Origin of the sequence: Nitrosovibrio tenuis, from assembly GCF_900109785.1 — a bacterium.
In the GTDB taxonomy this organism is placed as follows: domain Bacteria; phylum Pseudomonadota; class Gammaproteobacteria; order Burkholderiales; family Nitrosomonadaceae; genus Nitrosospira; species Nitrosospira tenuis_A.
Map to the genome: position 1 here is coordinate 448,842 of NZ_FOBH01000001.1, position 26,264 is coordinate 475,105.

At 54.2% G+C, this 26,264-nt stretch carries 15 protein-coding genes; 5 read left to right on the forward strand and 10 right to left on the reverse strand.

Translation table 11 applies throughout. The features are described from left to right. Nucleotides 1–408 precede the first annotated feature (408 nt). From BMX00_RS01980 to galU, 3 genes are all read left to right on the forward strand, one after another. Nucleotides 409–966, forward strand: a complete 558-nt coding sequence (locus tag BMX00_RS01980; RefSeq protein ID WP_281245888.1) for a DUF6328 family protein — start codon at nucleotides 409–411, stop codon at nucleotides 964–966. Nucleotides 967–1,203: 237 nt separating this feature from the next. Next, nucleotides 1,204–2,748, forward strand: coding sequence for a cytochrome B6 (locus tag BMX00_RS01985; RefSeq protein WP_090826870.1), 1,545 nt, complete (start codon nucleotides 1,204–1,206; stop codon nucleotides 2,746–2,748). Between the two features lie 76 nt (nucleotides 2,749–2,824). Further along, nucleotides 2,825–3,877 (forward strand): UTP--glucose-1-phosphate uridylyltransferase GalU, encoded by a 1,053-nt coding sequence (gene galU / locus BMX00_RS01990; protein WP_090826538.1) that lies wholly within the window; start codon nucleotides 2,825–2,827, stop codon nucleotides 3,875–3,877. 148 nt (nucleotides 3,878–4,025) lie between these two features. On the opposite strand, the gene asd is transcribed toward galU, so the two are convergent. Continuing rightward, nucleotides 4,026–4,838: an archaetidylserine decarboxylase gene (asd, locus tag BMX00_RS01995; protein WP_090826540.1), complete on the reverse strand. Its 813-nt coding sequence runs from the start codon at nucleotides 4,836–4,838 to the stop codon at nucleotides 4,026–4,028. A gap of 258 nt (nucleotides 4,839–5,096) precedes the next feature. Between asd and BMX00_RS02000 the strand changes: the two genes are divergently transcribed. Continuing rightward, on the forward strand, nucleotides 5,097–9,173 hold the full coding sequence (locus BMX00_RS02000) for a CheR family methyltransferase (RefSeq protein WP_177171737.1): 4,077 nt from the start codon (nucleotides 5,097–5,099) through the stop codon (nucleotides 9,171–9,173). 56 nt (nucleotides 9,174–9,229) lie between these two features. Here BMX00_RS02000 and BMX00_RS02005 read toward each other — a convergent pair whose 3' ends face one another. The 4 genes from BMX00_RS02005 to BMX00_RS02020 form a co-directional block, all read right to left on the reverse strand. Continuing rightward, nucleotides 9,230–11,083, reverse strand: a complete 1,854-nt coding sequence (locus tag BMX00_RS02005) for an ABCB family ABC transporter ATP-binding protein/permease (protein WP_090826544.1) — start codon at nucleotides 11,081–11,083, stop codon at nucleotides 9,230–9,232. Nucleotides 11,084–11,314: 231 nt separating this feature from the next. After that, nucleotides 11,315–12,268, reverse strand: a complete 954-nt coding sequence (gene cbbX, locus BMX00_RS02010) for a CbbX protein (RefSeq protein ID WP_090826546.1) — start codon at nucleotides 12,266–12,268, stop codon at nucleotides 11,315–11,317. Nucleotides 12,269–12,454: 186 nt separating this feature from the next. Beyond that, nucleotides 12,455–12,889, reverse strand: a complete 435-nt coding sequence (locus BMX00_RS02015) for a ribulose bisphosphate carboxylase small subunit (RefSeq protein WP_090826548.1) — start codon at nucleotides 12,887–12,889, stop codon at nucleotides 12,455–12,457. A 23-nt stretch (nucleotides 12,890–12,912) separates the two neighbouring features. Continuing rightward, nucleotides 12,913–14,382 carry a ribulose-bisphosphate carboxylase large subunit gene (locus BMX00_RS02020; RefSeq protein WP_090826550.1) on the reverse strand — a complete coding sequence of 490 codons (1,470 nt, stop codon included), beginning with the start codon at nucleotides 14,380–14,382 and terminating at the stop codon, nucleotides 12,913–12,915. Between the two features lie 144 nt (nucleotides 14,383–14,526). Between BMX00_RS02020 and BMX00_RS02025 the strand changes: the two genes are divergently transcribed. Beyond that, nucleotides 14,527–15,450, forward strand: a complete 924-nt coding sequence (locus BMX00_RS02025) for a LysR family transcriptional regulator (protein ID WP_090826552.1) — start codon at nucleotides 14,527–14,529, stop codon at nucleotides 15,448–15,450. Between the two features lie 200 nt (nucleotides 15,451–15,650). Here BMX00_RS02025 and BMX00_RS02030 read toward each other — a convergent pair whose 3' ends face one another. From BMX00_RS02030 to BMX00_RS02050, 5 genes are all read right to left on the reverse strand, one after another. Beyond that, entirely contained in the window at nucleotides 15,651–18,827 is a 3,177-nt protein-coding gene (locus BMX00_RS02030) for a multidrug efflux RND transporter permease subunit (RefSeq protein WP_090826554.1), read from the reverse strand. Then, on the reverse strand, nucleotides 18,824–20,065 hold the full coding sequence (locus BMX00_RS02035; protein ID WP_090826556.1) for an efflux RND transporter periplasmic adaptor subunit: 1,242 nt from the start codon (nucleotides 20,063–20,065) through the stop codon (nucleotides 18,824–18,826). Before BMX00_RS02035 ends, BMX00_RS02030 begins: the two co-directional genes overlap by 4 nt. 356 nt (nucleotides 20,066–20,421) lie before the next feature. Beyond that, nucleotides 20,422–21,852 (reverse strand): efflux transporter outer membrane subunit, encoded by a 1,431-nt coding sequence (locus BMX00_RS02040; RefSeq protein ID WP_090826558.1) that lies wholly within the window; start codon nucleotides 21,850–21,852, stop codon nucleotides 20,422–20,424. Next, nucleotides 21,849–24,965, reverse strand: a complete 3,117-nt coding sequence (locus BMX00_RS02045; protein ID WP_090826560.1) for an efflux RND transporter permease subunit — start codon at nucleotides 24,963–24,965, stop codon at nucleotides 21,849–21,851. Before BMX00_RS02045 ends, BMX00_RS02040 begins: the two co-directional genes overlap by 4 nt. An 11-nt stretch (nucleotides 24,966–24,976) precedes the next feature. Further along, nucleotides 24,977–26,218, reverse strand: a complete 1,242-nt coding sequence (locus tag BMX00_RS02050) for an efflux RND transporter periplasmic adaptor subunit (RefSeq protein ID WP_425433856.1) — start codon at nucleotides 26,216–26,218, stop codon at nucleotides 24,977–24,979. Nucleotides 26,219–26,264: the final 46 nt, after the last annotated feature.

Here is a 26,264-nt window from a genome sequence, read left to right on the forward strand (position 1 = left end):
TCATGCGCGGCTGGGTTCCTGGCTGGGTTCCTCTTAACGAAGACCAACCCAGTCGGTCTTAATCCATTTTTTATAAATCGAAGATACCGGCTTCAATTGCAGGGTCCTGGCTGAAGTCCCGGCTTTTAGAGGCTCTTCATGAGCAGGGTCTTTTCCTGGTTTTTTATTACATGCCCGTCGGGTCTCCGCTTCACACTATAGCCTAGTCGACTATCAAATCCGGTTGCGTCCTCCTCAATATGTGCCTCGGCGCACAGACCCAGCCGATCCGGCTTATTAGTATGTCATTAACGTCGCGTTTTCAATAGCGTGGCGATTCCTGCTTAAGGCGGAATGGTTCCGTCGGTACTATTTCGCATTTCGGACGCGCCCGCTGAGTTGCGGAAGTTGGGGCAGACAATAGATAAGATGAGAATTTCCCCATTGCCTACTGATACCCAAGCCAGTGACAGGACCGAAGAACTTCCGTTGTCGAAAGCCGCGGAGCTTCTGCTGGAGGAATGCCGTATGGTTTTACCCGGCATACAGGCCCTGTTCGGCTTCCAACTGATAGCGGTATTTAATGACGGCTTCTCTCAGATGCTCACATCTTCCGAGCAAAACCTTCATCTGTTCGCCTTGTCGCTGACGGCGATAGCCATCGCTTTTGTCATGACGCCCGCCGCTTTTCACCGGCAGACCGGGACGAAAAAAGTTACTGAGCAATTTATTTGGCTTTGCCACGCGTCTATTGCTCTGGGGCATGCTGCCTCTGCTAATGGGTTTATGCGTGGACTTCTATCTGATCGCGAGAATAATCGCGGGGAGCCTGTTAGCATCGTTGCTGGCGTTTGCGGTGGGCGGATGCTTTATAGCCTTGTGGTTCATTCTTCCCCGGATGAACAAGAAGTAAAGAATCGGGTGCGTACTAGGTCTGGCAGTCTGTCTCTGGCAAGGCTATTTTTCTTACCAGGCCTTCTTCAATGAGCCCTCAGGCTTGTCCACTTTGTTTGTATATCTGCTGGGTTCACCAGTGTGCGGTTTCGTACAGACGTCTGATGTCGAAAACGGCCATGATAGACGCCTCGTTGCCTGTTGGTGTCGGGGTTCGGGCTGAGCCGATTCAAGCTTGTGGTAAACGCCGGCTGGAAATCAAAAATAACAGCTGTTAGCGGGAGGAATTTAGCGTTTAAGGCGCGCTTCCGCCAGAGAATGGAGGTTGGCATGAAAGGAATAAATGTACTGATGCTGGGTCTGGGCATGGCGAGCCTGGGTGCAGGGATGAGCACTGCTATAAGTCAAAGTGATGTCGAATCCCGTCCCGCAAGAGGATCTTCCCGAGATGTGGTGATGGATGCTCAGACCCCACGCGAGACACCTGTTACACGACCCGAACAGAGGAAGAACGAACACGACCAGTCCAATGAATTTGCTGCGACGAACGCAAAGCCTTCTTCCCCCGCTTTTGAAAACCAGCCTGATAAAGGGAAGACATTGGGCTTTGAGTTTTATCGTGACCCGCTGAATGCCAAAAGGCCGATGCAAACTTTCGAAGAAATCATGAAAGCCGATGTGGCGGATCGCCCCAAAGTTATGAAAACCCAGCGTGACCTGCTTATGCGGCGTTACGATTTGACACCCCGGCTTGACCGGGAGGCAAAAATGTCTCGGGGCAAACCTTTGGCAGTCGGGCCGACCGCACGCCTGTCGGGTGGACTGAGCTGGCAAAAATTGGCCAGCATGTCTCCTGCGGAGATCCGGAGCCAGAATGCCTTTCCCTACCCGGCGCTGCCTCATCCCAAACAGTCTCCAGGGGGACAGGTTTTTCCACAATTTCAGATCGATATGTTTCCCCGCCTGCAGCGGTTCGATGTTGATTTTGACTTGCCTGACGCCTTCCTGCCGGAATTTCCCCCCGCCATTTTTCTCCAGAACCGGCCTGAACTGGGGGATGTATCGCGAGGGGAAGTGGTTTCAATCAACAATTATTACCGCCTGTTCAAAGATATCCTGACACCCGTGCAACTGGATGGACTGCGGATGTTGCTCACTCCTTTTCCTCAGGAAGAATTTAATCCGACGGATGACCGCAAAAGCGCTCAGCCCAGCCTCGGAGTCACTTGCCTTGACTGCCATATAAACGGGCATACGACCGGACAGTTTCATCTTAGTCCCGATATCCGACCCGAAGAGCGGCGTTTCCGCCTGGATACGGTCAGCCTGCGCGGACTGTTCAATCAGCAGATACATGGCTCCAAGCGCAGCTTGAGGTCCGTGGAAGACTTCACCGAATTTGAATTCAGGACTGCTTATTTCAATGGCGACCCGATTCATGCGATGAAAAAGGGCATGACCATTTTTGATCGGATTCACGTAAGCCACATGGCGCAGCTTCAAAACATGTTCGATTTTCCACCCGCGCCCAAACTGGACAGTCAGGGCAGGCTTGATCCCGCTAAAGCGACCGAAAAGGAGTTGCGCGGGGAGAAACTTTTCTTTGGGAAAGGACAGTGCGCGAGTTGCCATAAGCCACCGGCGTTCCTTGACCATCAAATGCACGATCTGAAGCTGGAACGGTTCCTCAATGAGCCGGGCGACGGCCCGATGAAGACGTTCGCCCTGCGAGGCATCAAGGACAGTCCGCCATATTTCCATGACGGCCGGCTGCTGACACTCGAAGATACCGTTGAATTCTTCAATCTCATATTACAGCTCAAGCTTACGGATGAGGAGAAGTCGGATATCGTCGCCTACATGCGGCAGCTCTAGCGCACGCTGGGCGCACCAGGAACCAGGAAGAAATTAATTTATCGATGCAGCGCGTCAATATCACGGGAGACCACACATGAGCATTTCCGCCACACCTGCCGCCTTAAACCGAAAAGAAATGTTTTCGCTCAACGGTACGTCTTTTCGAAAATCTCCCAAGGCGGTGCGGAAAGCGGTGTTTCCTGTTGCCGGACTGGGCACTCGTTTTTTGCCTGCGACCAAGGCGATCGCCAAGGAAATGCTACCTATTGTCGATCGGCCGTTGATTCAATATGCCGTGGATGAAGCGGCTGCGGCGGGCATTGAAGAAATCATTTTTGTAACTCACCGCAGCAAGCGAGCCATCGAAGATCATCTGCATCGGTCAGTGGAACTGGAAAGCGAACTGGCCTCGCAAGGGAAACATGCCTCGTTGAGAATGTTGCGGCAACTGAACCATAGTGGGCTGCACTTCAGCTTCGTCCGCCAGGAAGAGCCGAGAGGGCTGGGGCACGCAATTCAATGCGCGCGGCATCTTGTTGGCAATGAGCCTTTCGCGGTACTGCTTCCAGACGATTTGATCGATGGCCAGCCTCCTGTACTGGCGCAAATGATTTCTCAATATGAGCGGGTAGCGAGCAGCCTTGTGGCTGTCCGAACAGTCTCCCGGGAGGAAACCCGCCGCTACGGAATTGTGGATGCTTACAGTGACGACGCGGAAAGCCGCAGCATGAAAATACGGGGTGTGGTGGAAAAACCTACACCCGAGGCAGCACCCTCAACCCTGGCGATCGTCGGACGTTATGTTCTTTCGCCCGCGATCTTCGATTGCATCGCAACCCTTGATCCAGGAGTAGGCGGGGAGATTCAACTTACAGATGGAATTTCGCGTCTTCTTAAACTGGAGCCGGTAATGACCTATCGCTACCAGGGGAGACATTATGATTGCGGAAGCAAGGCGGGCTTTCTGGAAGCAACGGTGGCGTATGGCTTGCAACATCCCGAGGTAGGTGCTGAATTCCGCGAAATACTATTGCGGATGAGCCACGAAATCGCCCAAGAATCCGCTTGTGAGGCCCCCTTTGCGTCGGTCGGTTATGCCACGACTGATGTGGATACCCGTTCGCCCGCGATATTGCAAAGAGCCTGATAGCCGCGCAAAATCATCTCTGGCATATCATGTGCAAGGCTCGGTAGGTTGATCTGATCGGGTGCAAGGTATTGGTCGAAGCTCTGCACCCGCAATTCCCTCTGTAGGAACCAGCCGGATGGAGCGACCTGGTCCCTTTCCAGCCGCTTTATTCGATAACCTTGGCCATCCTCTCGCCGAGGCGGACAGCCCGCGCAGGCGCCCAGAGTGAATTGAAGGCCAATCTATTCTCCGGAAATAGCATGATTACGGTTGAGCCTAGCTGAAACCGGCCCATTTCCTGACCTTTTTCGAACACCAACTCTTGCGAGCCATATAGCCATTCGCGAACTTCTCCCGGGTGTTGCGGGTTAACGACCCCATGCCACACGGTGGATATACTGCCGACGATGGTGGCTCCTACCAGGATCATGACAAAGGGGCCGTGCTGCGATTCAAATATGCAAATCACGCGTTCGTTCCGTGCAAAAAGGCTTGGAACGCCTCGTACTGTAATGGGGTTAACCGAGAATAGCGTGCCCGGAACATGGATCATGCGGGTTAATCGCCCGCTGCAGGGCATATGTACCCGATGGTAGTCCCTGGGGCTCAGATACACTGTAGCGAAATGGCCGCCGTAAAATTTTTCGGCCAACGCGCCATCACCTCCCACCAGCGCTGTTGCGGAATAGCTTCGCCCTTTGGCCTGAAATATTTGATCACCCGAAATCACCCCAAGCTGACTTAAAACCCCATCGGCCGGGCAAATATAGTCTGCCTGAGCAATAGGGCGTTTCTCCGAAAGCAGGGCGCGCGTAAAAAAATCATTGAACGTCCGGTAACTGCGAATATCGGGATTTACGGCCTCATCCATGTTCACGCCGTAATGCTGGACGAACCAGCGGATAATCAAGGTAGTGAGGCGACCGGCGCTGGCGTTGGCAATGTGTCCAGCCAACACTGTCATTGCCTGTTTAGGCATTAAATATTGAGGCAATACTGAAAAAAATGCGCTGAACACTTGAAATCCTTAACAAAAATCCATGAGAGATTATAATTGTTCAGGGGCGTTAAGTCTCGCTTAACCCTTTAAAGGTTGTCGTTGACATCACCTGGGCCGCGCCAATTTTCCTGAAAGAACGCGTACGGCATGCGGGCATGGCCGCCTGGACACTTCCTCAGCAGTGCCGGGACAAGGCATGCTACACTGATCTGCCCTACCGACAGCATCACATCCCCTATGACAGAAGCCGACAAAAAGAAATTCGCACCGGGTCCTCTGCTGCCGGACAATTCATCTTATGTTCAGCTAACTGGTTCGCCCGATGAAGAAACCACGGAGGAGTCTACCGAGAGAGAAACCGCGCTGTTTCCAATAATAGGGATTGGCGCTTCCGCCGGCGGGATCGATGCCCTTCAGAGGCTGTTCAAGTTTTTGCCTGCCGGAAAAAATATTGCTTACATCGTTGTATTGCATCTTGCGCCTGACCGACCCAGCTATCTCGCCGATATTCTGGCGAAGTCCACCCCCATGGCCGTTGTCCAGGTCAAGGAGGATACAGCAGTCGAGCCAGACAAGGTTTATGTCATACCGCCCGGCCATTATCTGCTGCTCGATAAAGGTCATTTGCGGCTCGAGGAGATAGCACAACCGCAGCCCTTGCGAAAGGCGATCGACGTTTTATTCACCTCTCTGGCCGAAGAACTGCAGGAGCGGGCTATTGGTATCGTGCTTACCGGCGCGGAGCATGACGGCACCATTGGCCTCAAGGCGATCAAAGGTGTCGGAGGCATGGTCATGGCCCAGACGCCCGGTACCGCGCAACATCCCGCCATGCCCGAAAGTGCGGTCGGCACCGGGCTGATGGACTATGTGGTGCCTATCGAGGAGATGGCGCAAACGCTTGTCCGCTACATTGGTTGCTTGGAATTTTGGCGGCACGGGCTCCTTTCGGCATCGACGGAAGACCAAACACATGCTCTGGAGAACATTGTCGCCCTGCTGCGTGAGCATGGTAGCGACTTCCGCGGTTATAAAGATGGGATGCTCATGCGCCGCATGAAGCGTCGGATGGCCGTAAAGGGCCTTGAAAATCTGAGTGCTTATCTTGAGTATCTGAAACAGAGTCCGGAAGAAATCAGGAATCTTAGAAACGACTTGCTGATCAATGTCACCGAATTCTTTCGGGAACCCCAAGCCTGGCAGGCGCTTGAAGAGACTGTTCTGCCCCGGATCATCCATAACCATGCGCAGGGTGAACCCATACGGGCCTGGGTGGCGGGAGCCGCGACAGGCGAGGAGGCTTACAGCCTGGGCATCGCCTTGCTTGAGCTGCTTCGACGGGGCAGCCTGAACATTCCCGTAACCATCATCGCGTCCGACCTCGACCCGACAGTGCTTGACGCCGCGCGCGCGGGTATTTATTCAGAAGCTATCGCAAATACGTTGGCTCCCGAACTTCTGACCCGATATTTTACACGTCTGGAGGACAATCGATTCAAAGTGCGCAAAGCTCTGCGCGATTCGGTACTCTTTTCCCAGCACAACCTTATCGCTGATCCCCCATTTTCCCGCATGGATCTGATCAGTTGCCGCAATTTGCTGATCTATCTGAAGCCAGAGGTACAGGATCGCCTGCTCAGAATGTTTCACTTTGCTCTACAGCCCGGAGGTTACCTGTTCCTCGGCAAGTCCGAGACGGTTGCGGCACATAACGAACTCTTCAAGCCACTTTCAAAGCAGTTTCGTCTTTACCAGGCGGCTGGAACCTCACGCAAACAACCGATCAGGCTGCCGTTGATAAACGGTATGTCGACGACCGCAGTGGACGGCGAGATGCGGGAGGCTCAACCGCGGCGTGGAGAATATGCCGATCTAGTGCGCGAGCTGTTGCTGCAGCAGCGTTCGACCGCCGCGGTGCTCATTGACCGGGATTCGCAAGTGCTCTATTTCTACGGTCCCACCAAGGATTTTCTCGTGCAGCCGGAAGGCACCGTCACACGCGATTTATTATCGATGGCATCGGATAGCCTGCGTATTGCACTTCGCACGGTCACTCATGCTGTCCGCGCTGAGGGCAATGGTCGAGAAGTTGTGCTTGAGCGTGCGCCGGATGAGAACCGGCAATTGCATATCAGAGCCGTCAGGGCGGATCATGAGGATCACGGTCTTGTACTGGTGACGTTCGAGTATGAAGCATTGATTGCAGTAGGGAATCAAGCGGGGCTCGATTCCGAGGCGTGGACCAGACGACAATTGCAGGACGATCTGTGGGCCTCGCAACGAAATCTTGAAGCCACCATTCAAGCACTCGAAGCAGCTAATGAAGAATTGCATATCGCCAATGAAGAGGCGATGTCAATGAACGAGGAACTTCAATCGGCCAACGAGGAATTGGAGACCTCAAAAGAGGAGCTGGCGACCGTTAACAATGATCTGGACCGCACTATCGCTGAATTGCGCACAACGAATGAGGATATTCTCAATTTATTGGCGAGCAACGATTTGCCAACCCTGTTTCTTGACAGCGCGTTGTGCATAAAACGGTTCACCCCCGCATCCCACAGGCTTTTCCGCCTGATTGCCTCGGACATCGGCCGCCCGATAAGCGATTTCGCACTCAGGATCGAGCCAGGGGATCTGGAAACGGTTGCCAGAGGGGTTCAGATTTCGGGCTCGACGGTGGAAACAGAAGTTCATACCCCGAAGGGGAACTTCTATTTACGGCGGGTGCTGCCCTATCGTACCGTGGAAGACCGCATTGAAGGTGCGGTGATCACATTTATCCCTATTGATGCGCTGAAGCAGGCGGAATCCGAAGTCAGGGAAAGTAAAAAATTTAGAGATCTGGCGGATACAGCGCCTGTGTTCATCTGGATCAGCGGTTTGGGGGGCAAGCTCGAATTTGTGAATCGCCGTTTTGTTAACGAGACAGGACGATCAGCGGAAAGCCTGCTCGGCACCGGATGGCAAGAGCTTGCCCAACCCGACGATTTATCGGCTTACCTGGCCGCGTGCTCAACTGCGGAGGCCACTCTCGATGGGTATGACCGGGAATTGAGATTGCGCAAAGTGGACGGCGGCTATAGCTGGATGCGTTTCGTGGGCGCACCCCGTTTTGAACGCGGGCATCTGGTAGGGTTTGTTGGGTCCAGTGTCGATATTCAGTATCACAAGAATGCCGAGGAACAGTTGCGTAACGTTGACCGGCGCAAGGATGAGTTTCTTGCCATGCTGGGACACGAGCTTCGCAATCCGCTCTCTCCCATCCGCAACGCCGCCGAGGCACTGAGTTTCGTAAAATCTGACGACAAACGTCTCACATGGGCAAGAGAAACGATCACTCGGCAGGTCGACCATATGACGCGCCTGGTGGAGGATCTGCTTGACGTCGCCAGGTTCACTCGGGGCACCTTGATACTGCGGAGGGAAACGGTAGATCTGTCTGTGGTTATACATCACGCCGTGGAATCGACCAGGGTGTTGATAGAGGCTCGACGGCACCATTTCAGCGTTACAATGGACGATGAGCCCCTTATTGTGAGTGGAGATGCCGTCCGGTTGACCCAGATCATCGAGAACCTGCTCACCAATGCAGCCAAGTTCACCAACGATGGCGGCAAGATTGCGCTGTCTGCCCGCCGCGAAGGCGATGAGGTCGTTATCTCGGTCACAGATAACGGTATAGGCATTCCCTCGCGCGTGCTGCCGAAGATTTTCGAGCTTTATATGCAAGAAGAACGAGCCTTCGGAAAAACCGGTAGTGGGCTGGGGATCGGGCTTGCGCTGGTATCTCAGCTTGTCACCCTGCACGGTGGCGCAATCACGGCATATAGCAAGGGGCCCGGTCAGGGAAGCGAGTTTGTTCTTCGGCTCCCATTGGCTGATACCCAGACCGTGCCGAAGGCGATGTCGGTGCTAGCACCTGGCTCCGGAACAGGGGGAGCAGGACGTATTCTTGTTGTGGATGACAACGTGGATAGCGCCGATGCGATGGCCATGCTGTTGGGCTTGTATGGATATGAGGTACGGAAAGCATATGATTTCGCTACCGCGGTAAGCGAAGCGAGCTCATTTGTTCCGCACGTCGCGCTACTCGATTTGAGCAGACCCGAACCGGATGGGTTGAGAATCGCCAGCCAATTTCATCAGATGGGAGAAACAAAAAAAACGGTATTGATCGCAGTCAGCGGTTATGGACGACCTGATGATTTTGAGCGAACCAGTAAAGCGGGCTTCGCACATCATCTGGTCAAGCCGGTTGAGCCCGAAACGATACATAAACTGATCAAGTCATTGATATCGAATGGCAGTTAGGAAATCCCCGAATGAGTTTCCGTGTCCCGCGTTCAGAGGTGTTTATTCAGAAGCGTCTAGACAGCTGAAATTTTAACCGGGTCCATTGTATCGTCGGACTTTTGCCCGATATCGTCCGTCAATCGCAATCCGATCTGTTCTTGTCTCTGCTGGAGCTCCCACATGTGGGCATAAGCACCGTTGGCCGCCAGCAATTGCCGGTGTATGCCGCGTTCGACAATATGGCCTTTGTCCATAACCAGAATCTCGTCGGCCTCTACGATAGTGGATAACCGATGGGCAATTGTCAGGGTGGTGCGATTCGCGGCGATACGCTTCAATTCTGTTTGAATCGCTTTTTCCGATTTCGAGTCCAGTGCCGACGTCGCTTCGTCGAACACCAGGATTTTGGGGTTTTTCAAAATTGCACGGGCGATTGCGACACGCTGTTTTTCGCCGCCTGAAAGTTTTAATCCACGTTCGCCCACGGTCGTGTCGTACTTATCTGGCAGGCTCTCAATGAAGTCATGGATATGCGCGGCTTTTGCCGCCGCGATGACCTCGTCTTGAGTCGCCTCAGGACGGCCATAGACGATATTGTAATAAATGCTGTCATTGAACAGGACGGAGTCTTGTGGAACGATTCCGATGGCCGCTCGGAGGCTTTTCTGCGTGACGTTTTTGATATCCTGGCTGTTTATCAGAATCCGGCCTGAGGTTGTGTCGTAGAAGCGGAATAGCAAACGCGCCAGCGTTGACTTGCCCGATCCACTATGGCCCACCACCGCGACATTACGGCCGGGAGGGATATCGAAGCTGATATTGAACAGAATCTGGCGACTGGGCTCATAATTGAAGTTAACCCGCTCGAAGCGAATACCCGCGTCCGCCACCACGAGGTCAAACGCGTCCGGGTCGTCCTTGATCTCCTCATTCTCGGCTAAAAGGCTGAACATCTTTTCCATGTCCGCCAGCGAGTGCTTTATTTCGCGATAAACAAACCCCAGAAAATGCAGGGGCATATACAGTTGCAACATAAACGCATTGATCAGTACCAGGTCGCCTAAAGACATAGTGCCCTGGATGACTCCGTCCGCCGCCAGCGACAGCAGCAGGGTGATCCCCACCGCAATGATAGCGCTCTGGCCCGAATTGAGGAGGGCAAGCGACGTCTGGTTGCGGACCGCCGCCACCTCCCAATTTCGCATATGCTCGTCGTAGCGCCGTGTTTCCCACGCTTCATTGCCAAAATACTTGACTGTTTCGTAATTCAAAAGGCTATCAATTGCCTGGGTGTTCGCCTTTGAATCCATGTCATTCATGGTGCGGCGAAAAATCATGCGCCATTCGGTGACGATCAGCGTGAGGGCGATATAGGCGGCTAACGTGCCAAATACGACCACCGAAAACCAGATGCTGTATCGGGAAATAAGGATTGCCGCCACTAAACCGATTTCCAGCAGCGTCGGCAAAATATTGAACAGCATGAAGTTAAGCAGAAAAGAAATGCCGCGCGTTCCCCGCTCGATATCGCGTGATACCCCGCCGGTCTGGCGCTGGAGGTGGAAGCGCAGCGACAGCGCATGCAAGTGACCGAACACCTTGATCGCGACCCGGCGGATCGCACGCTGCGTAACTTTCGCGAACACGGCATCGCGCAGTTCGCCGAATAGCGTACTGCACAGGCGTAACGCACCGTAACCGGCCAACAACAGAAGCGGTAAGGCCAGCAGGGCGCGGGGGCGGTCGAGACCGTCGATAATCTCTTTCAGAATCAGCGGTACGCCCACATTGGCAAGCTTGGCCATGACCAGGAGTGCCAACGCCGCAATCACCCTGCCTTTATATTCCCATAGATAAGGTAATAGGAAGTGAATGGTTTTCCAGTCGTTCCGGTTGGCTGGTGGTTTTTCCAAGCGGGTTGGACGCATAAGTTAAGTCCCGGGTGGTTTATGGATTTATCGATGAAATCAGAATGAGAACAGTATGGCGCACCTATTTTTATCATGGCGCAGCAAATAGGTTATTGTGTCGCAAAAAAAAACGGGCGCCCACACCTGGGCGCCCATCATTGATACGTCAATTTCAGCTAGTGGCTTTTTCCGATCGGGATCATGGAAAGCTTTGCATCAAGTATATTTTTCCAGAGCCATCATATCAAATCAGCTGGCCGATAACAGCTCGTTCGCACCCTCATCACCATCCAGATCAACCGCACCTTCTTTGAATACGCGGCTTGCGCGGATGTCCTCGGCCTCGATAGTCATCAGGTCAATACGCGAAAGATTTTTACGTGCCCCCTCGAACAAGCGATTGGCCTGCCGCAGCCGCGCCCGATCAAGGGCGTTGCGAACGGAGCGGGCATTGGCGAAATGATCCATTTTCATTCTTAGCCGGATATATTCCCCAAAAGCCTTCTCGCCCTCGGGACTAAAGCGGTAATTCTGCGCAGCCAGCATGAGTTTGGCTATAGCAACCAATTCATCGGCGCTATAGTCGGGGAAGTCGATATGATGGGCGATACGCGAACGCATGCCCGGATTACTGCGGAAGAATTTTTCCATACGGTCTTTATAGCCCGCAAGAATTACAACCAGATCTTCCCGATTGTTTTCCATCGTCTGCAATAAAATTTCTATCGATTCCGCGCCGTAATCGCGTTCGTTCTCGGGTTTGTAGAGGTAATAGGCCTCATCGATGAAAAGCACCCCTCCCATCGCTTTCTTCAGCACCTCCTTGGTCTTGGGTGCAGTATGGCCGATATATTGACCCACCAGATCGTCGCGCGTAACGGAGACAAGATGCCCTTCACGCACGTAACCCAGGCGGTGCAGTATTTCGGACATGCGTAGCGCCACCGTAGTCTTCCCAGTGCCCGGGTTGCCGGTAAAACTCATATGCAGACTTGGCGCTCCGGCGGTGAGATCCAATTTCTTGCGCACGCGATCCACGAGTAATAACGCGGCTGTCTCACGGATGCGGGTTTTCACGGGTTTCAAGCCAATCAATTCAAGATCAAGCTTATCCAGCACTTCCTTGATGTTGGAAGTGCGAAATTCGGCGTCCAGATCAACTGAACTATTATCAGAGGGTAGGGGTTCCGGATGATTTTTCACGTTTGATCCACACGATAAAGCGCGTAAGCGTATTCGATACGTGCTTTGGAGTTTTAATTCAAGAAAACGGGCTTACACAGCGAATTCACGATCAGGCATAGATAAATGCAGCAGTGTGGTTTATCACACGATTCACCCATGCCCCGGATTGGGCCCCTTCCCCGAAAGGGAAGGGGATAGCCTTCATTAATATCGTTCAGCTTCCGGTTTGTCGGCTGCGTAGGAATGAATGGTGTAGCGAATGTTGCGACCATCCACCTCCTGGCGATCCAACCTAAAGCCCGGCTCTGTCTTGGGACGGTTGACGATATATGACATGGTTGGACTCTCCACGCCACGCGTCGAGTTGAACGCTGTTACCCGGATATAATGATTCGGGTATGTTTTACGGCAGTCATTGATCTCCGCCAGAATGCCGGCGGGATCCTTCAAGTCAAACATCGGGTTCCCGAACATTTCCCAGTATGTGTTGCGCGGATGCGGATCGTCGGTGTATTCGATACCTATTGCCCAGCCGTTCTTCAGCGCATACTTGATTTGCGCCGAGATTTGCTTATCCGTCAGCGGCGGCAGAAAAGAGAATTGCCCTTGCGTGAGACGGTTTTGAAAATTGGTCATCATAGTGTAGTTTCTCCTTGTGCGGGTTAAACGCTGGCCGTTGTGGACGGCACGAAATCCGCAGTGTCGGTGGATTCGTAGTTGAAGGTGATATCCTTCCAGGTTTCCAGTGCTTGCTTGAGCGGTGTGCACCACTTGGCGGCCGCTTCCAGAATCTGGGGGCCTTCCTTCACGTAATCGCGACCTTCATTACGTGCCAAAACCATTGCTTCCAGCGCAACACGATTGGCAACTGCGCCGGCCTGTATGCCCATCGGGTGACCGATGGTGCCGCCGCCGAACTGCAGTATCACGTCTTCGCCGAGATAATCGAGCAACTGGTGCATCTGGCCGGCATGGATGCCACCTGAAGCCACCGGCATAACCTTATTCAGGGAAGCCCAGTCCTGCTCGAAGAACAGGCCGGTTTCCAGACTTTGCGAAGTATGTGGCTCGCGGAGGGTATCGTAGAAGCCCTTGATCATGAGCGGATCGCCCTCGAGCTTGCCAACGACCGTGCCAGCATGAATATGATCCACGCCCGCCATCCGCATCCATTTGCAGATCACGCGGAAGTTCATGCCGTGATTTTTTTGGCGCGAATAGGTTGAGTTGCCAGCGCGATGCAAGTGCAGGATCATGTCGTGCTTGCGTGCCCATTTTGCCATCGACTGGATTGCCGTGTACCCGATTACCAGGTCAACCATAATGATGACCGAGCCCAGCGACTTGGCGAATTCGGCGCGCTCGTACATATCCTCCATGGTGCCCGCCGTGACGTTCAGGTAATGGCCCTTGACTTCGCCAGTTGCGGCGGAAGCCTTGTTGACCGCTTCCATACAGTAGAGAAAACGGTCGCGCCAGTGCATGAAGGGTTGCGAATTGATGTTCTCGTCGTCTTTCATGAAGTCAAGGCCACCCTTGAGTCCTTCATATACCACACGGCCGTAATTGCGACCGGAGAGTCCCAGTTTCGGTTTGGTGGTGGCGCCCAGCAATGGCCGGCCGAATTTGTCGAGGCGTTCGCGCTCCACCACGATGCCAGTGGCGGGGCCCTGGAAAGTTTTCAGGTAGGCAACCGGAATGCGCATATCTTCAAGGCGCAGCGCTTTCACGGCTTTGAAACCAAATACGTTGCCGATGATCGAGGCGGTGAGGTTGGCGATGGAGCCCGGCTCGAACAAGTCCAGATCATAGGCGATATAGGCGAAATACTGGGCTTCGGTCTTGGTGCCAGGACCGGTGTTGGGCACCAGCTCGGAACGATAGGCCTTGGCGCGATAGAGTTCGCAGGCGGTCAGCCGGTCGGTCCATACCACGGTCCAGGTTGCCGTGGAAGACTCGCCAGCGACAGCGGCGGCGGCTTCCTCATGATCCACCCCTGCCTGGGGTGTGATCCGGAAAAGCGCAATAACATCCGTATCTTTGGGAACATAGTCGGCATCCCAGTATCCCATTTTTTTGTACGGAATTACGCCGGATTTATAGCGGTCCTTGCCGGTTATTTCTTGACTCATGTCAGTTCTCCTCGTAGGGTAGATAAAAGTACTACAGAAAGATTGTAACCCGGTTTATCATAAACAACAGTCACGTGTTCTGATCATTATGATAATATTTACCTTATACATGAATGCTCAAAATCCGCCTGGGCAAAAACGGCTATGCTCCATATCACCCTGAGACAGCTAAAGGTTTTCGAGTCGGTTGCGCGCAATCTGAGCTTTTCGCGCGCCGCCGAGGAACTCTACCTGACCCAACCCGCCGTATCGATGCAAATCAAGCAACTGGAGGATAACATTGATTTGCCTCTTTTCGAGCAGATGGGCAAGAGAATCTATCTAACGGATGCCGGGCACGAGCTATACCATTACAGCCGCGCCATTTCCCAACAATTGGCCGACATGGAGCTTGCGCTGGATGAGTTGAAAGGTCTGGAAAGGGGGAAACTCAATATCTCGGTGGTAAGCACCGCCAATTATTTCGCTCCTCATCTATTGGCCAAGTTTTGCCAGCGTTATAGCGGCGTTACCGTAAGCCTGAATGTTTCCAACCGGGAAACCGTATTAAGACAATTAGCCGATAATGTGATCGATCTTGCCATCATGGGTCAGCCACCCGATGACCTGGATATTGCCAATGAATCTTTCATGGAAAATCCCTTAGTGGTTATTGCCCCACCGGATCATCCGTTATGCAAGGTGCGCGACATTCCCGTACAGCAATTAGAGCAGGAAACTTTCCTGGTGCGCGAGCCAGGCTCAGGTACTCGTGGAGCGATGGAGCGGTTTTTTTTGGCACATCATATTTCCCTCAACAGGGGAATGGAAACGGATACGAGCGAGGCCATCAAGCAGGCGGTTCAGGCGGGGATGGGACTCGGCATCATGTCGTTGCATACCGCTGAATTGGAGCTTGAAACGAAACGGCTCAAAATTCTTGATGTGCAGGACTTTCCGATCATGCGCCATTGGCATATCGTTCATCGAAAGAACAAACGTCTTTCGAGCGTAGCACAAGCATTCAGGGAATTTTTGTTGAAAGAGGCGCGTGGACTAATGCCGCAGGTCGCAGGGGCGAGGAACTGATAGATACATGATTATTATTTTAAGCTTCCTCCGGAGATTCGCGGGCATCCGAGATACGAGGCATCGATCAAGCTGGCGACCACCCTCCGCCTAAAACCTTATAGAGCTGCACGACGGATATCAGATGCAGGCGGGTCGCCGTGAGAGGCAAATTCGATATCGAACAGAGGTTGGGGAGCACCACGACAATCAGATGCAGATTACGGCTTTTCTATGGTAGAAGAAGAATGAGCAGCTTCAACCCGCTGGGTTTCAGCCACTGAATGCTCGCCTCGTCGTGCGATCTTTCCAATCATCACAAAAAAAAGCGGTACAAAAAAGATAGCGAGAAATGTTGCCGCCAACATCCCCCCGAACACCCCCGTCCCGATGGAATTCCGGCTCGCTGCACCTGCTCCCGAAGCGACAACAAGCGGCAGCACACCCAGAATGAAGGCCATCGACGTCATGATGATAGGCCGAAAACGAAGACGTGCCGCGTCGAGCGCTGCATCGTATAACGACTCACCCGCAGCGTATCGCTGATTGGCAAACTCGACGATCAGGATCGCATTTTTAGCGGCCAGTCCGATCAACGTCACCAACCCAATCTGAAAATAAATGTCATTGGTCAGGCCCCGGGTCCAGATGGCCAACAGCGCACCGAGCATTCCAAAGGGTATCGCAAGGATGACAGCGAATGGGATGGACCAGCTTTCGTACAAGCCCGCCAGCACCAGGAAGACCATGAGCAACGCAAAGGCAAACACCACGATGGATTGTCCGCCAGCCTTGCGTTCCTGAAACGATATCCCGCTCCAGTCGATTGCATAACCTTTTGGAGTCAGGATTTCATCCGCCACCTGCTCCAGAGCGTCAAGTGCCTGTCCCGAGCTGTACCCTGGCGCGGCGCCTCCCAGCACGAGCGCCGTATTGAATCCATTGAAATGCGTGACCGGATCCGGTCCGCTGCTAAACTCGGTGGTGACCACCGAGTCCAGCGGAATCATGGTATGTTCCGAGCCATTCTGAGCGCGCACATATATCTTGCTGATATCCTCCGGGCTGGACCGGTATTCCGGTAGCGCCTCGGTTTGCACCCGATAGATACGGCCAAATTTTACAAAATCGTTGATATACAGATTCCCAAAATACGCCTGCATCGTATCGAAGACTTCAGAAATGGGTACGCCCAATGCTTTGGCCCGCTCACGATCCACCTTGGCGTTGAGCCGGGGAGCGCTCACACGAAAGTTGGTGCTGGCCGCTGCAATGGCCGGATGTTCCACCGCCTTGGCAACAAATTCCTGGGCGATGGCGGCAAACTCTGAAAAATCGCCTCCGCTGGGATCCTGCAATTGTACGGAGAAGCCTCCGGTGGAACCGAGTCCCCTAATCGACGGGGCATTAAAGGCAAGAATCAAGGCTTCAGGGATTTTGGCAAATTCCTGAAAGGCCGAAGCGATGAGGCCGGGGACTTGCTCGTTTGCATTTTTGCGTGCATCCCAATGGTGCAACGGAATGAACATCGTCGCCTGATTGGTTCCGCGGGTTCCGAAAACAAAGTTTTGGCCAGCCAGGGTATCTGTCGAGTGGACTGCCGCAATCGACTGAAAATAGCTTTCCACTTTACTCAGGACTTCGATCGTCCGCGTCAAGGAGGCTCCGTCCGGCAACTGGACGATAGTAATAAAGTAACCTTGATCTTCTTCCGGAAGAAAACTGCCCGGAATGGTTTTGAACAGGCTCAGGATTACGAAAACCAGCGTTGCGAAAACAGCCAGAGCAATCAGTGATCGTCTGAGGATGATTCCGACCGTTCCGACGTAGCGCATTTGCAGCCACTCAAAAGACCGGTTGAACGTTTTCCAGAATCCTTTGGGGGGGCCATGGCCTGGCTTGAGAACCAGTGCGCAAAGAGCAGGGCTGAGGGTAAGCGCCACGAATCCCGAAATGGCGACAGACAGGGCGATCGTAATCGCAAATTGTTTATACAGCTCGCCGGTAATCCCACCCAAAAATGCCACCGGCACAAACACGGCAGCCAGCACCAGGACGATTGCAATCACGGGGCCGGTCACCTCGTCCATGGCCTTTTTCGCCGCTTCCCTGGGCGGCAGCCTGTCCTGGGTCATGTGCCGCTCGACATTCTCGACCACAACGATTGCGTCATCCACCACGATACCAATGGCCAGGACCATGCCGAATAGGGTTAGCGTATTGATTGAAAACCCCAGCGCTTCCATACCCGCAAGCGTGCCAATGAGCGAAATGGGAACTGCGACGGCAGGAATGAGCGTCGCACGCCAGCTCTGCAGGAAGAGAAAAACGACCAGGATGACCAGTAACGTTGCTTCAACGAGGGTTTTCACCACTTCCTTGATGGAGACATCAATGAATATGGTAGTGTCATAGGGAATATCGTAGGAGACTCCTGGCGGAAAGGTCTTGCCCAGTTTGTCCATTTCCTGGCGGACCCGATGAACGGTGTCGAGCGCATTGGCTCCCGGGGCAAGAAAGGTTAGAAGAAATGTATTGGGCTTCCCATTCCATCGTCCTTCCAAATCATACGACTGAGCACCCAATTCCACGTGTGCGATGTCCCGCATCCGCACCATGGATCCATCCGGATAAGCGCGGACAATCATATCCTCGAATTCCTTGACCTCGCTCATCCGGCCGTGCGTGATTACGGGGATGGTGAGTTCTGTACCGCGCGGCGTGGGCTCGCGGCCTATTCTTCCGGCGGGGAAATCCCGATTTTGCTCGCGGACGACATTCGCGATTTCGGTCGGAGTAAGGCCGAGCTGAGCCATGCGGACGGGATCGAGAATTAACCGCATGGAGTAATTCTGGCCACCGAAGATGACTGCATCTCCGACGCCAGGAAGCCGTTTTACGCTATCGAGAATCCTGAGCAGGGCGTAGTTCGACAGAAAAACAGTGTCATAACGCGGATCCGTGGAACTCAGTGCAATGACCGCCAACAGATCCGGTGAGGTCTTTTTCACAGTTACCCCCTGACGAATGACTTCGTCCGGCAACTGGGGTTCAGCAAGGCGTTGACGGTTTTGCGTCTGGACCTGTGCGATATCCACATCGGTTCCGATTTCGAACGTGAGCCTCATCGTCATGTGCCCGTCGTTCGTGCTGGTGGAGTCGTAGTACAGAAGGTTATCGATGCCAGGGAGCTGCACTTCAATGGGACGCGCGACGGCTTCCGCAACAACTTCTGCGCTTGCGCCTGGATAATCGGCGTCAATTTGAACCATCGGCGGCGTGATCTGCGGAAACTGCGCTATGGGCAGATTTCGCAGGGAAACCAGGCCTGTCACCACAATGATGATAGAGAGAACCGAAGCAAAAATTGGACGATCAATAAAAAAGTGGGAAATCATGGCGTTTCCTGAATGAGTTTCTTCTCTGAAGCGTTGTTCGAAGAAGTTTCCTCGCTCTGATATTGAACGGCGTTGACTTGAGTTCCTGGCTGAATTCGAGAAAACCCTTCCACGACTATCCGTTCACCCGAACGGAGGCCGGATTCGATCAACCATTCATTCCCACGCCAGGCGCTGGCCTGAATTGGTCGAAGCTCCACTTTGCTGTCATTATCGATGACGTAGACAAATGATCCCTTCGGTCCTTGTTGAACAGCTCGTTGGGGGACGAGTATCGCATCACGGCGTATGTACCCCTTGAGACGAATTTTGACAAACTGTCCAGGGTAAAAATAGGATTGCCCAGGAGAAAAGCGCGCTTCCGGATTGGGAAATGTAAACCGTGCCTGTAACATACCCGTCTCGGGGCGTAACGTGACATCCGCAAAATCCAGTATTCCTTCCTCGGGATACACGCTCCCATCCGAAAACGTCATCACGCCACGCAGCTGAAAAATATCCGGCCTCTCGACTTTATGCTCAGCGAGTTCGCGCCGCCGCCGGAGGAGATAACTTTCAGGAACGTTCACGTTTACGTACATGGGGTCCAACTGATCAATGGTAACCAAAAGGGTGGTCTGAGCGGAGACCAGTTGGCCCTCGTAGAAATGGCTGCGACCGATCCGGCCACTCACCGGAGCGGTGATCAGCGTATTATCAAGGTCAAATTTCGCTTTAACCAGGTCGCTTTCCGCAGCTTCCAGCGTGGCCTTGGCTGCCAACGTTTCGGCCACGGCATCGTCAACGTTCTTCCGGCTGACAGCTTGTGCTTCGAGCAGCGGCTTGACGCGAGCCAAATCCTGTTCTGTCTGGACCACTCGAGTCTGAGCCTGGGCCACCCTGGCTTTCGCATTGAGGTAGGCGGCTCTAAAGGGAACAGGATCGATCAGGTATAACTTATCGCCGTTGCCGATATTGCGACCTTCGGTAAAGAAGATTTTTTGAATAATTCCCGTTACCTGTGGCCGAATCTCCACGGGCCGGAAGGCCTCCGTCCGTCCGATGAACTCCGGCTCGTCCGCGATCGTTTGCGTAGTCACGGTAATCACTTTTACCTGTGGGATAGGCTGGGCCGGCCCCTGGGGCGCCTTCTCCGAGCAGCCGGCAAGCAGGATCAGGAATAACCCGATATTCATGCGGGCAATGCGAGGCCCGTCATGACCAGGGAATTTCGTTAAGCGTTGCACTATCAGGTTCATATGCTCGGCTCTCGGGTTATTCTGAGAAGAGGGTATCGAGATTACGCCAACCCGACGGGTCTCGCAAACTCAGCCTTTAAGAGGCATCCTCCCAGGGGATAGTTTTGGTGGTTATGGCAGGTGTTGCTATGACAATATTTATTTCCCGCTTCGACCTACTTGAAGAGTTTGAAGTCTGGAATAATCAGGTATAGCTTGGGTATGGGTACTCAGCATACTGGCAGGGAACTGGCGGAAGCTCTGAATCAGCGAAATGGCAACAATCATTGTAGATGCGTGAGAATGTGCGTGAGAATGCACCGGAATGAGAAGCGGCGTTCCTTGTCTCCTCAGTCTGCCCGATGGCTAGGCATCGGTTATCCCGGCGTCCATCCTCCGCCCAACGCTTTGTAGAGTTGGATAATCGACGCCAGGTGGAGGCGGCGCGTCGCCGTCAGCGCGAATTCGGCATCGAAGAGATTGCGCTTGGCGAGGAGCACATCGACATAACTGGTGATGCCTCCCTGGTAGCGAAGATTCGATACATTCAAAGCCGAGCGCAGCGCTTCAACCTGCTCCTCCTGTGCTTTGCGCTGGTCATTGGCAGTGCGAACCGCTATCAGGGCATCTTCCACCTCCTTGAACGCTACCAGAATAGTTTGCTCATATTGGGCCAATACCTGCTTCGCCTGGGCTTCGGCAGCACGCTGCTCGAGGCCCAGGCTTTGGGCATTGAGCAACGGGCCTGCCAGTCCAAGGCCGCCCACACCGAACTCGCTGCCGGAAAGTAAAATTTTCGATAGAGCAGGACTGGCCACACCCAGAAAACCGGTAATCGTGAGCCTGGGAAACCGTGCCGCCTTGGCCATTCCTATTCTGGCGGTTGCCGCGGCCAGGGTTTTCTCCGCCTGTAGAATATCCGGACGCCGTTCCAGCAGCTCGGAAGGGAGACCTGCGGGCACTTCGGGCGGTAGTACCTGCTCGGTCAACGAACGGCCGCGAACGATCGTCACCGGGTTGTTACCCAGCAAAACGCTCAGTTCATTTTCCTTTTGTACCATTTGGCGTTGGAGTTCCGCCACCCGGGCTGCAGCGTTGGCCCGTTCCGCGTCGAACTGATCCGAATCAAGGCGCGAAATTATGCCCCCCCGAAGTTGCGCCTGGGCGAGGGCGACCGATTCTTCCCACGATCGCAGGGCGTTGCGTGCAATATCCAGCTGCATGTCAAACTGCAGAAGATCAAAGTAGGACTGGGCCACGCTGCTCACCAGGGTAAGCACTACAGCGCGGCGATTTTCCTCGCGCGCCATCAGATCGGCCAAGGCAGCCTCGTTGGAACGGCGAACCCTTCCCCAGACATCAATTTCCCAGTTCAAGGTCGCCTGACCAAAATAACTGTAGGGCGTGGGAAATCCAGGGAAGAGGAAGCCACCGAGGCGCCCAAATGCCGGAGCGTTGATATTCACATCCATCTTGGGAAGGTAATCCATGCGGGCTATCCCGAGCCGAGCCTGGAGCTCTTCAACACTGGCAACCGCCTGCTTGAGATCCTTGTTTTGCAGCAGGGCCTGCTTGATGAGGTGTTGGAGCTGCTCATCATTAATGAGCTGCCACCATGGGAGATTGGCAATCGACTGCCCCTCTGCTTCTGCCATACGAAAACGGTCGGATGCATCGATATGAGGCCGCGAATAGTCGGGGCCCATGGCGCACGACATCAGCAACAGGGTTGGCAAAAGCAACAATATCCATGCCCACGGACTGCGCACGCGCTCCCGCGAATCCCATGTCATGCCCGATGTCATCATGCCTTCTCCTCCCGCATGCTTTCAGCCGGTTGGGGCGCGTGTTCACGGGTAAGCCAGGTAAAGAACAGGGGAATAAAGATGGTGGCGACAAAAGTTGCAAGCAACATACCGCCTAATACGCCGGTGCCCATCGACTGGCGCGCCGCTGCTCCTGCCCCGGTCGCGATCACCAGCGGCACGATCCCCAGCACAAACGCCATTGAAGTCATGACGATGGGGCGAAAGCGCAGGCGTGCGGCTTCAACCGCGGCCTGCGCCACCGGCATCCCTTCCTTCATTTTCTGGCTGGCGAACTCCACGATCAGGATGGCGTTTTTAGCGGCAAGGCCAATTAGCGTAATCAAGCCTACCTGGAAATAAATATCATTCGGCATCCCTCGCACCAGGACCGCGAGCAACGCGCCCGACAGCGCGAAAGGCACGGCCATGATCACTGCCAGGGGCAACGCCCAGGTCTCAAACTGCGCAGCCAGGATCAGAAACACCATGATGATGGCGAAGGTGAAGGCGAACACCGCCGCCGAGCCGGTGCGTTTTTCCTGGTAGGCCTGGGCTGTCCAGGCAATCTGGTAGTTATCCGGCAAGCTCCTTTCCGCAATCTCTTCCACGAGTTCAATGGCCTCGCCCGAGCTTACGCCAGGGGCGCCGCCTCCCATTACTTTTGCGGAAAGCAGGCCGTTATACCGCTCCAGTTGCTCGGCTCCCACAACGGTGCTGATTTTGCTCAGCGCTGACATAGGCACCATGGCGCCTGACTGCGAACGCACATAAACCCTGCCAAGATCATCCGGATTCATGCGATACGCCGGTTCCGCCTGCAGTTGGACGCGGTACGTGCGACCCGAAAGATTGAAATCGTTGATATAAAGTGAACCCATCGTACTCTGCAAGGTGGCGTAGATATCGGGGATGCGTACTTGCTGGGAAACCGCCTTTGCCTCATCCACCTCGACAAAGAATTGCGGTACGGTGGGGCGGAAAAACGTGGCAATACCCGCAAGGCGCGGTTCCTGGTTCAGCGCCTCGATGAAATTGTTGACGACGCTGGATAATTGGAGCGGATCTGCGCCGGCACGAGTTTGCACGTAAACTTCAAAGCCGCCGGCGGTTCCCAAGCCACGGATCGCAGGCGGATTAAATGCTATTGCTATCCCGTCGGATTGCTGCATGCCGATCGCACTCAGTTTCTGGATAATATCCTCCGCGCTGGCGGTGCGCTCCGACCAGTCTTTGAAAGCCACAAACATCGTTGCCGAACTGGTTTTATTTCCACCGCCAATCAGATCAAAGCCATTAACCACGAATTCGTGCGAAACTGCGGGGTCTTTTGCAATCCCCGCCCGCACAGCTTCAGCGGTTCGAGTCGTGCGCGCGAGCGTTGCCCCATCGGGCAGGATGGTCGCCGCCACCACATAGCCCTGATCTTCCGGCGGTACAAAACCTTCGGGAACTGTTTGGATCAGATATGCTGCCGCGGCGATGATGCCTGAGAATACAATGGCGCCGATAATTTTATGCCGTATGGTAGTGCCGACCATGGCGATGTAGAAATCGGTGAGGCGCCTGAAACCACGGTTAAAGGCCCGGAAGAACGCGGACTCTCCATGCGTGTGCTTCAGCAGGATGGCGCATAGCGCCGGCGTCAAAGTCAGCGCCACCACGCCTGAAATGGTGACAGCCACCGCGACTGTTACTGCGAACTGCCGATAGAGTTCTCCCGCAATTCCGCCCATGAAGGCGACTGGTATAAAAACCGCGCATAGCACCAATACAATCGCCACGACCGCGCTTGCAACCTGTTCCATGGAGCGGATCGCCGCCTTCATCGGCGAGAGCTTTTCCTCATCCATCAGACGTTCGATGTTTTCCAACACCACGATTGCATCGTCTACGACGATGCCGATGGACAAGACCATGGCGAAAAGGGTGAGCGTATTGATCGAGAAACCGAACAGCCACAGCCCTGCGAACGTGCCAATCAGCGAAATGGGGACCGCGATAATGGGAATTAGGGTAGCGCGCCAGCTTTGCAGGAACAGGTAGACGACCAATATCACCAGCAGCATTGCCTCGCCCAGCGTCTTTACCACCTCCCACATGGAGGCTTTGACGAAAAGACTGGTATCGTAAGGCACGACATAATCCATTCCTTCCGGGAAGCGCTTCTTCAACTCTTCCATCTTGGCGACGAGGGCGTTTTTCGTATCCAGCGCATTTGCGCCGGGTTGAAGAAAGACCGGCATTCCTGCCCCGGGCTCGCCATTCAACGCTGTGCGCACATCATAACTTTGCGCGCCGAGCTCAATTCGCGCCACATCCTTCAGATAGAGAACGCCGCGCGGACCATCGGCGCGCAAAATGATGTTGCCGAATTGCTCGGGCGTCCGCAGCCGGCCTTTGGCGTTGACGGTATAAATCAACTGCTGGTCCGAAAGCATGGGCTCCTGCCCGATCTTGCCGGCAGCATACTGCGCATTCTGGGCCTGAATAGCCGCGGTTATATCGGTTGTGGCGACGCCGAGCTGCGCCATGCGGTCCGGGCGCAACCAGACGCGCATGGAGTAGTCCTGCCCCCCAAAAACGACTACATCACCCACGCCTTTGGTGCGTTTCAGCTCATCCAGAACGTTTAACGTAGCGTAATTGCTTAGGTACAGCGGGTCATATTTTCCCTTGTCCTTGGAGATCAGCATGAACACCATCAGGATGTCGTTGGAACGCTTTTCTATTCTCAACCCGATCCGCCGGACTTCTTCTGGCAGCCGCGGCAAGGCTATGTTTGCTCGATTACTGATGTTGAACGTTGCCTGATCGACGTCCGTCCCTACTTCGAAAGTCGCGGTAATGGTCAGCGTCCCGCTTGAGTCGGAGCTGGAGCTGAAATATAGAAGATCTTCCACGCCGCTTAGCTGTTCTTCGATAGGGGCGGCGACCGTCTTGGTGAGCGTCTCTGCGCTAGCGCCGGGAAACGTCGCGGTGATCAGCACTGTAGGCGGCGCAATCTGGGGGTATTGCGCAATGGGAAGTTGCAGCGCCGAGACCAGCCCGGCTAAAACGATGATGATCGACAGCACCGATGCAAAAATCGGGCGGGTGATAAAGAATCGAGTCATGAGATACCTGTTTAGGTCTGCGTTTGGGGTCCCGACTGCGGCGGAGGACCTGCGGGTGCCTCAACGACCGGATGCGGCGCCACAAGCGTTCCGGGACGGAGTTTGATGAGGTTATCGACGATGACTTTATCTCCGGCTTTGAGGCCTTCGAGGATGACCCAGTCCTTGCCGACCCAGCGGCCCGCCACCACGGGCCGGACCGTTGCTTCATTCTTTTCGTTGACCACATACACGATCTTGCCCATATCGGAAACCTGCACTGCGACCTGGGGCACGAGGTAGACGCCGTCCTGTTCGCCCGTCACCACCCGGGCGCGCACGAACTGCCCCGGCAGCAACTGCCGCCCGCTATTATCAAAAGTCGCGCGTAATTGCTGCGTACCCAATGCCGGGTCGATTTGGCTCGCGGCGAAATTCAGTTCACCTTCCTTTTCGTATTCAATACCGTTGGGCAATATCAATGTCACCTTCTTGACCTTTTGTTCAGTCAAAGGCCCGCCAAGCTGAGCAAGTTCATTATCGGACAGGCTGAAGCGCACCCATATGGGCGTCAACTGGACAATCGTGGTCAACAGGCTGTTATTCGCCTCCACCAACGCCCCTTCCGAAAATTGGAAGCGACCGGATATGCCGCTGACCGGTGCGGTTACCAGCGTGTAGGAGAGGTTGCGCTCGGCATCGCGCACGCGTACTTCAGCAGCCTGAAGGGCAGCGCGCGCGATGGCACTATCGGATGCGGCATTGTCGTATTCACGCTGGCTGATGGCTTGTGTTGCGAGTAATTCATGCAAGCGGTTCTCTTCGCGCTCGGTCTGTATGATGCGCGCTCTTTGTTCCGCAAGCTGGGCCTTTGCCTGAGCCAAAGCATATTGATAGGGCACAGGATCGATCTGAAACATAGGCTGGTCTGCCTTGACCGCCGCCCCTTCCTCGTATAGCCGTTTGAGCAGGATGCCTCCTACGCGAGGCCGTATCTCGACTTCCTTCGCACCTTCGGTTTGCGCGACGGCCTCGGCACTGATAGGCACCGTAGCAGGTTGCACTTCAATTACACTGACGGGAAGAGCCATATCCGCCTGAGGCTGGCCGGGCGCATGACCATTTTTTCCACAAGCAATCAATACAACGCTTGCAGCCAGTGCAATCATGGCCTTTGAACCGATAACCGCTAACAAATTGCGGCGTTTGTTTTTATAATGGCTGGCGGCCGACATCATCAACTCCAGTTTGCGAAAATAATAGCTTGCATACATTCGTGTATGTATGTAAATTATTCACCAAAAGATCGTCAATGTAAAT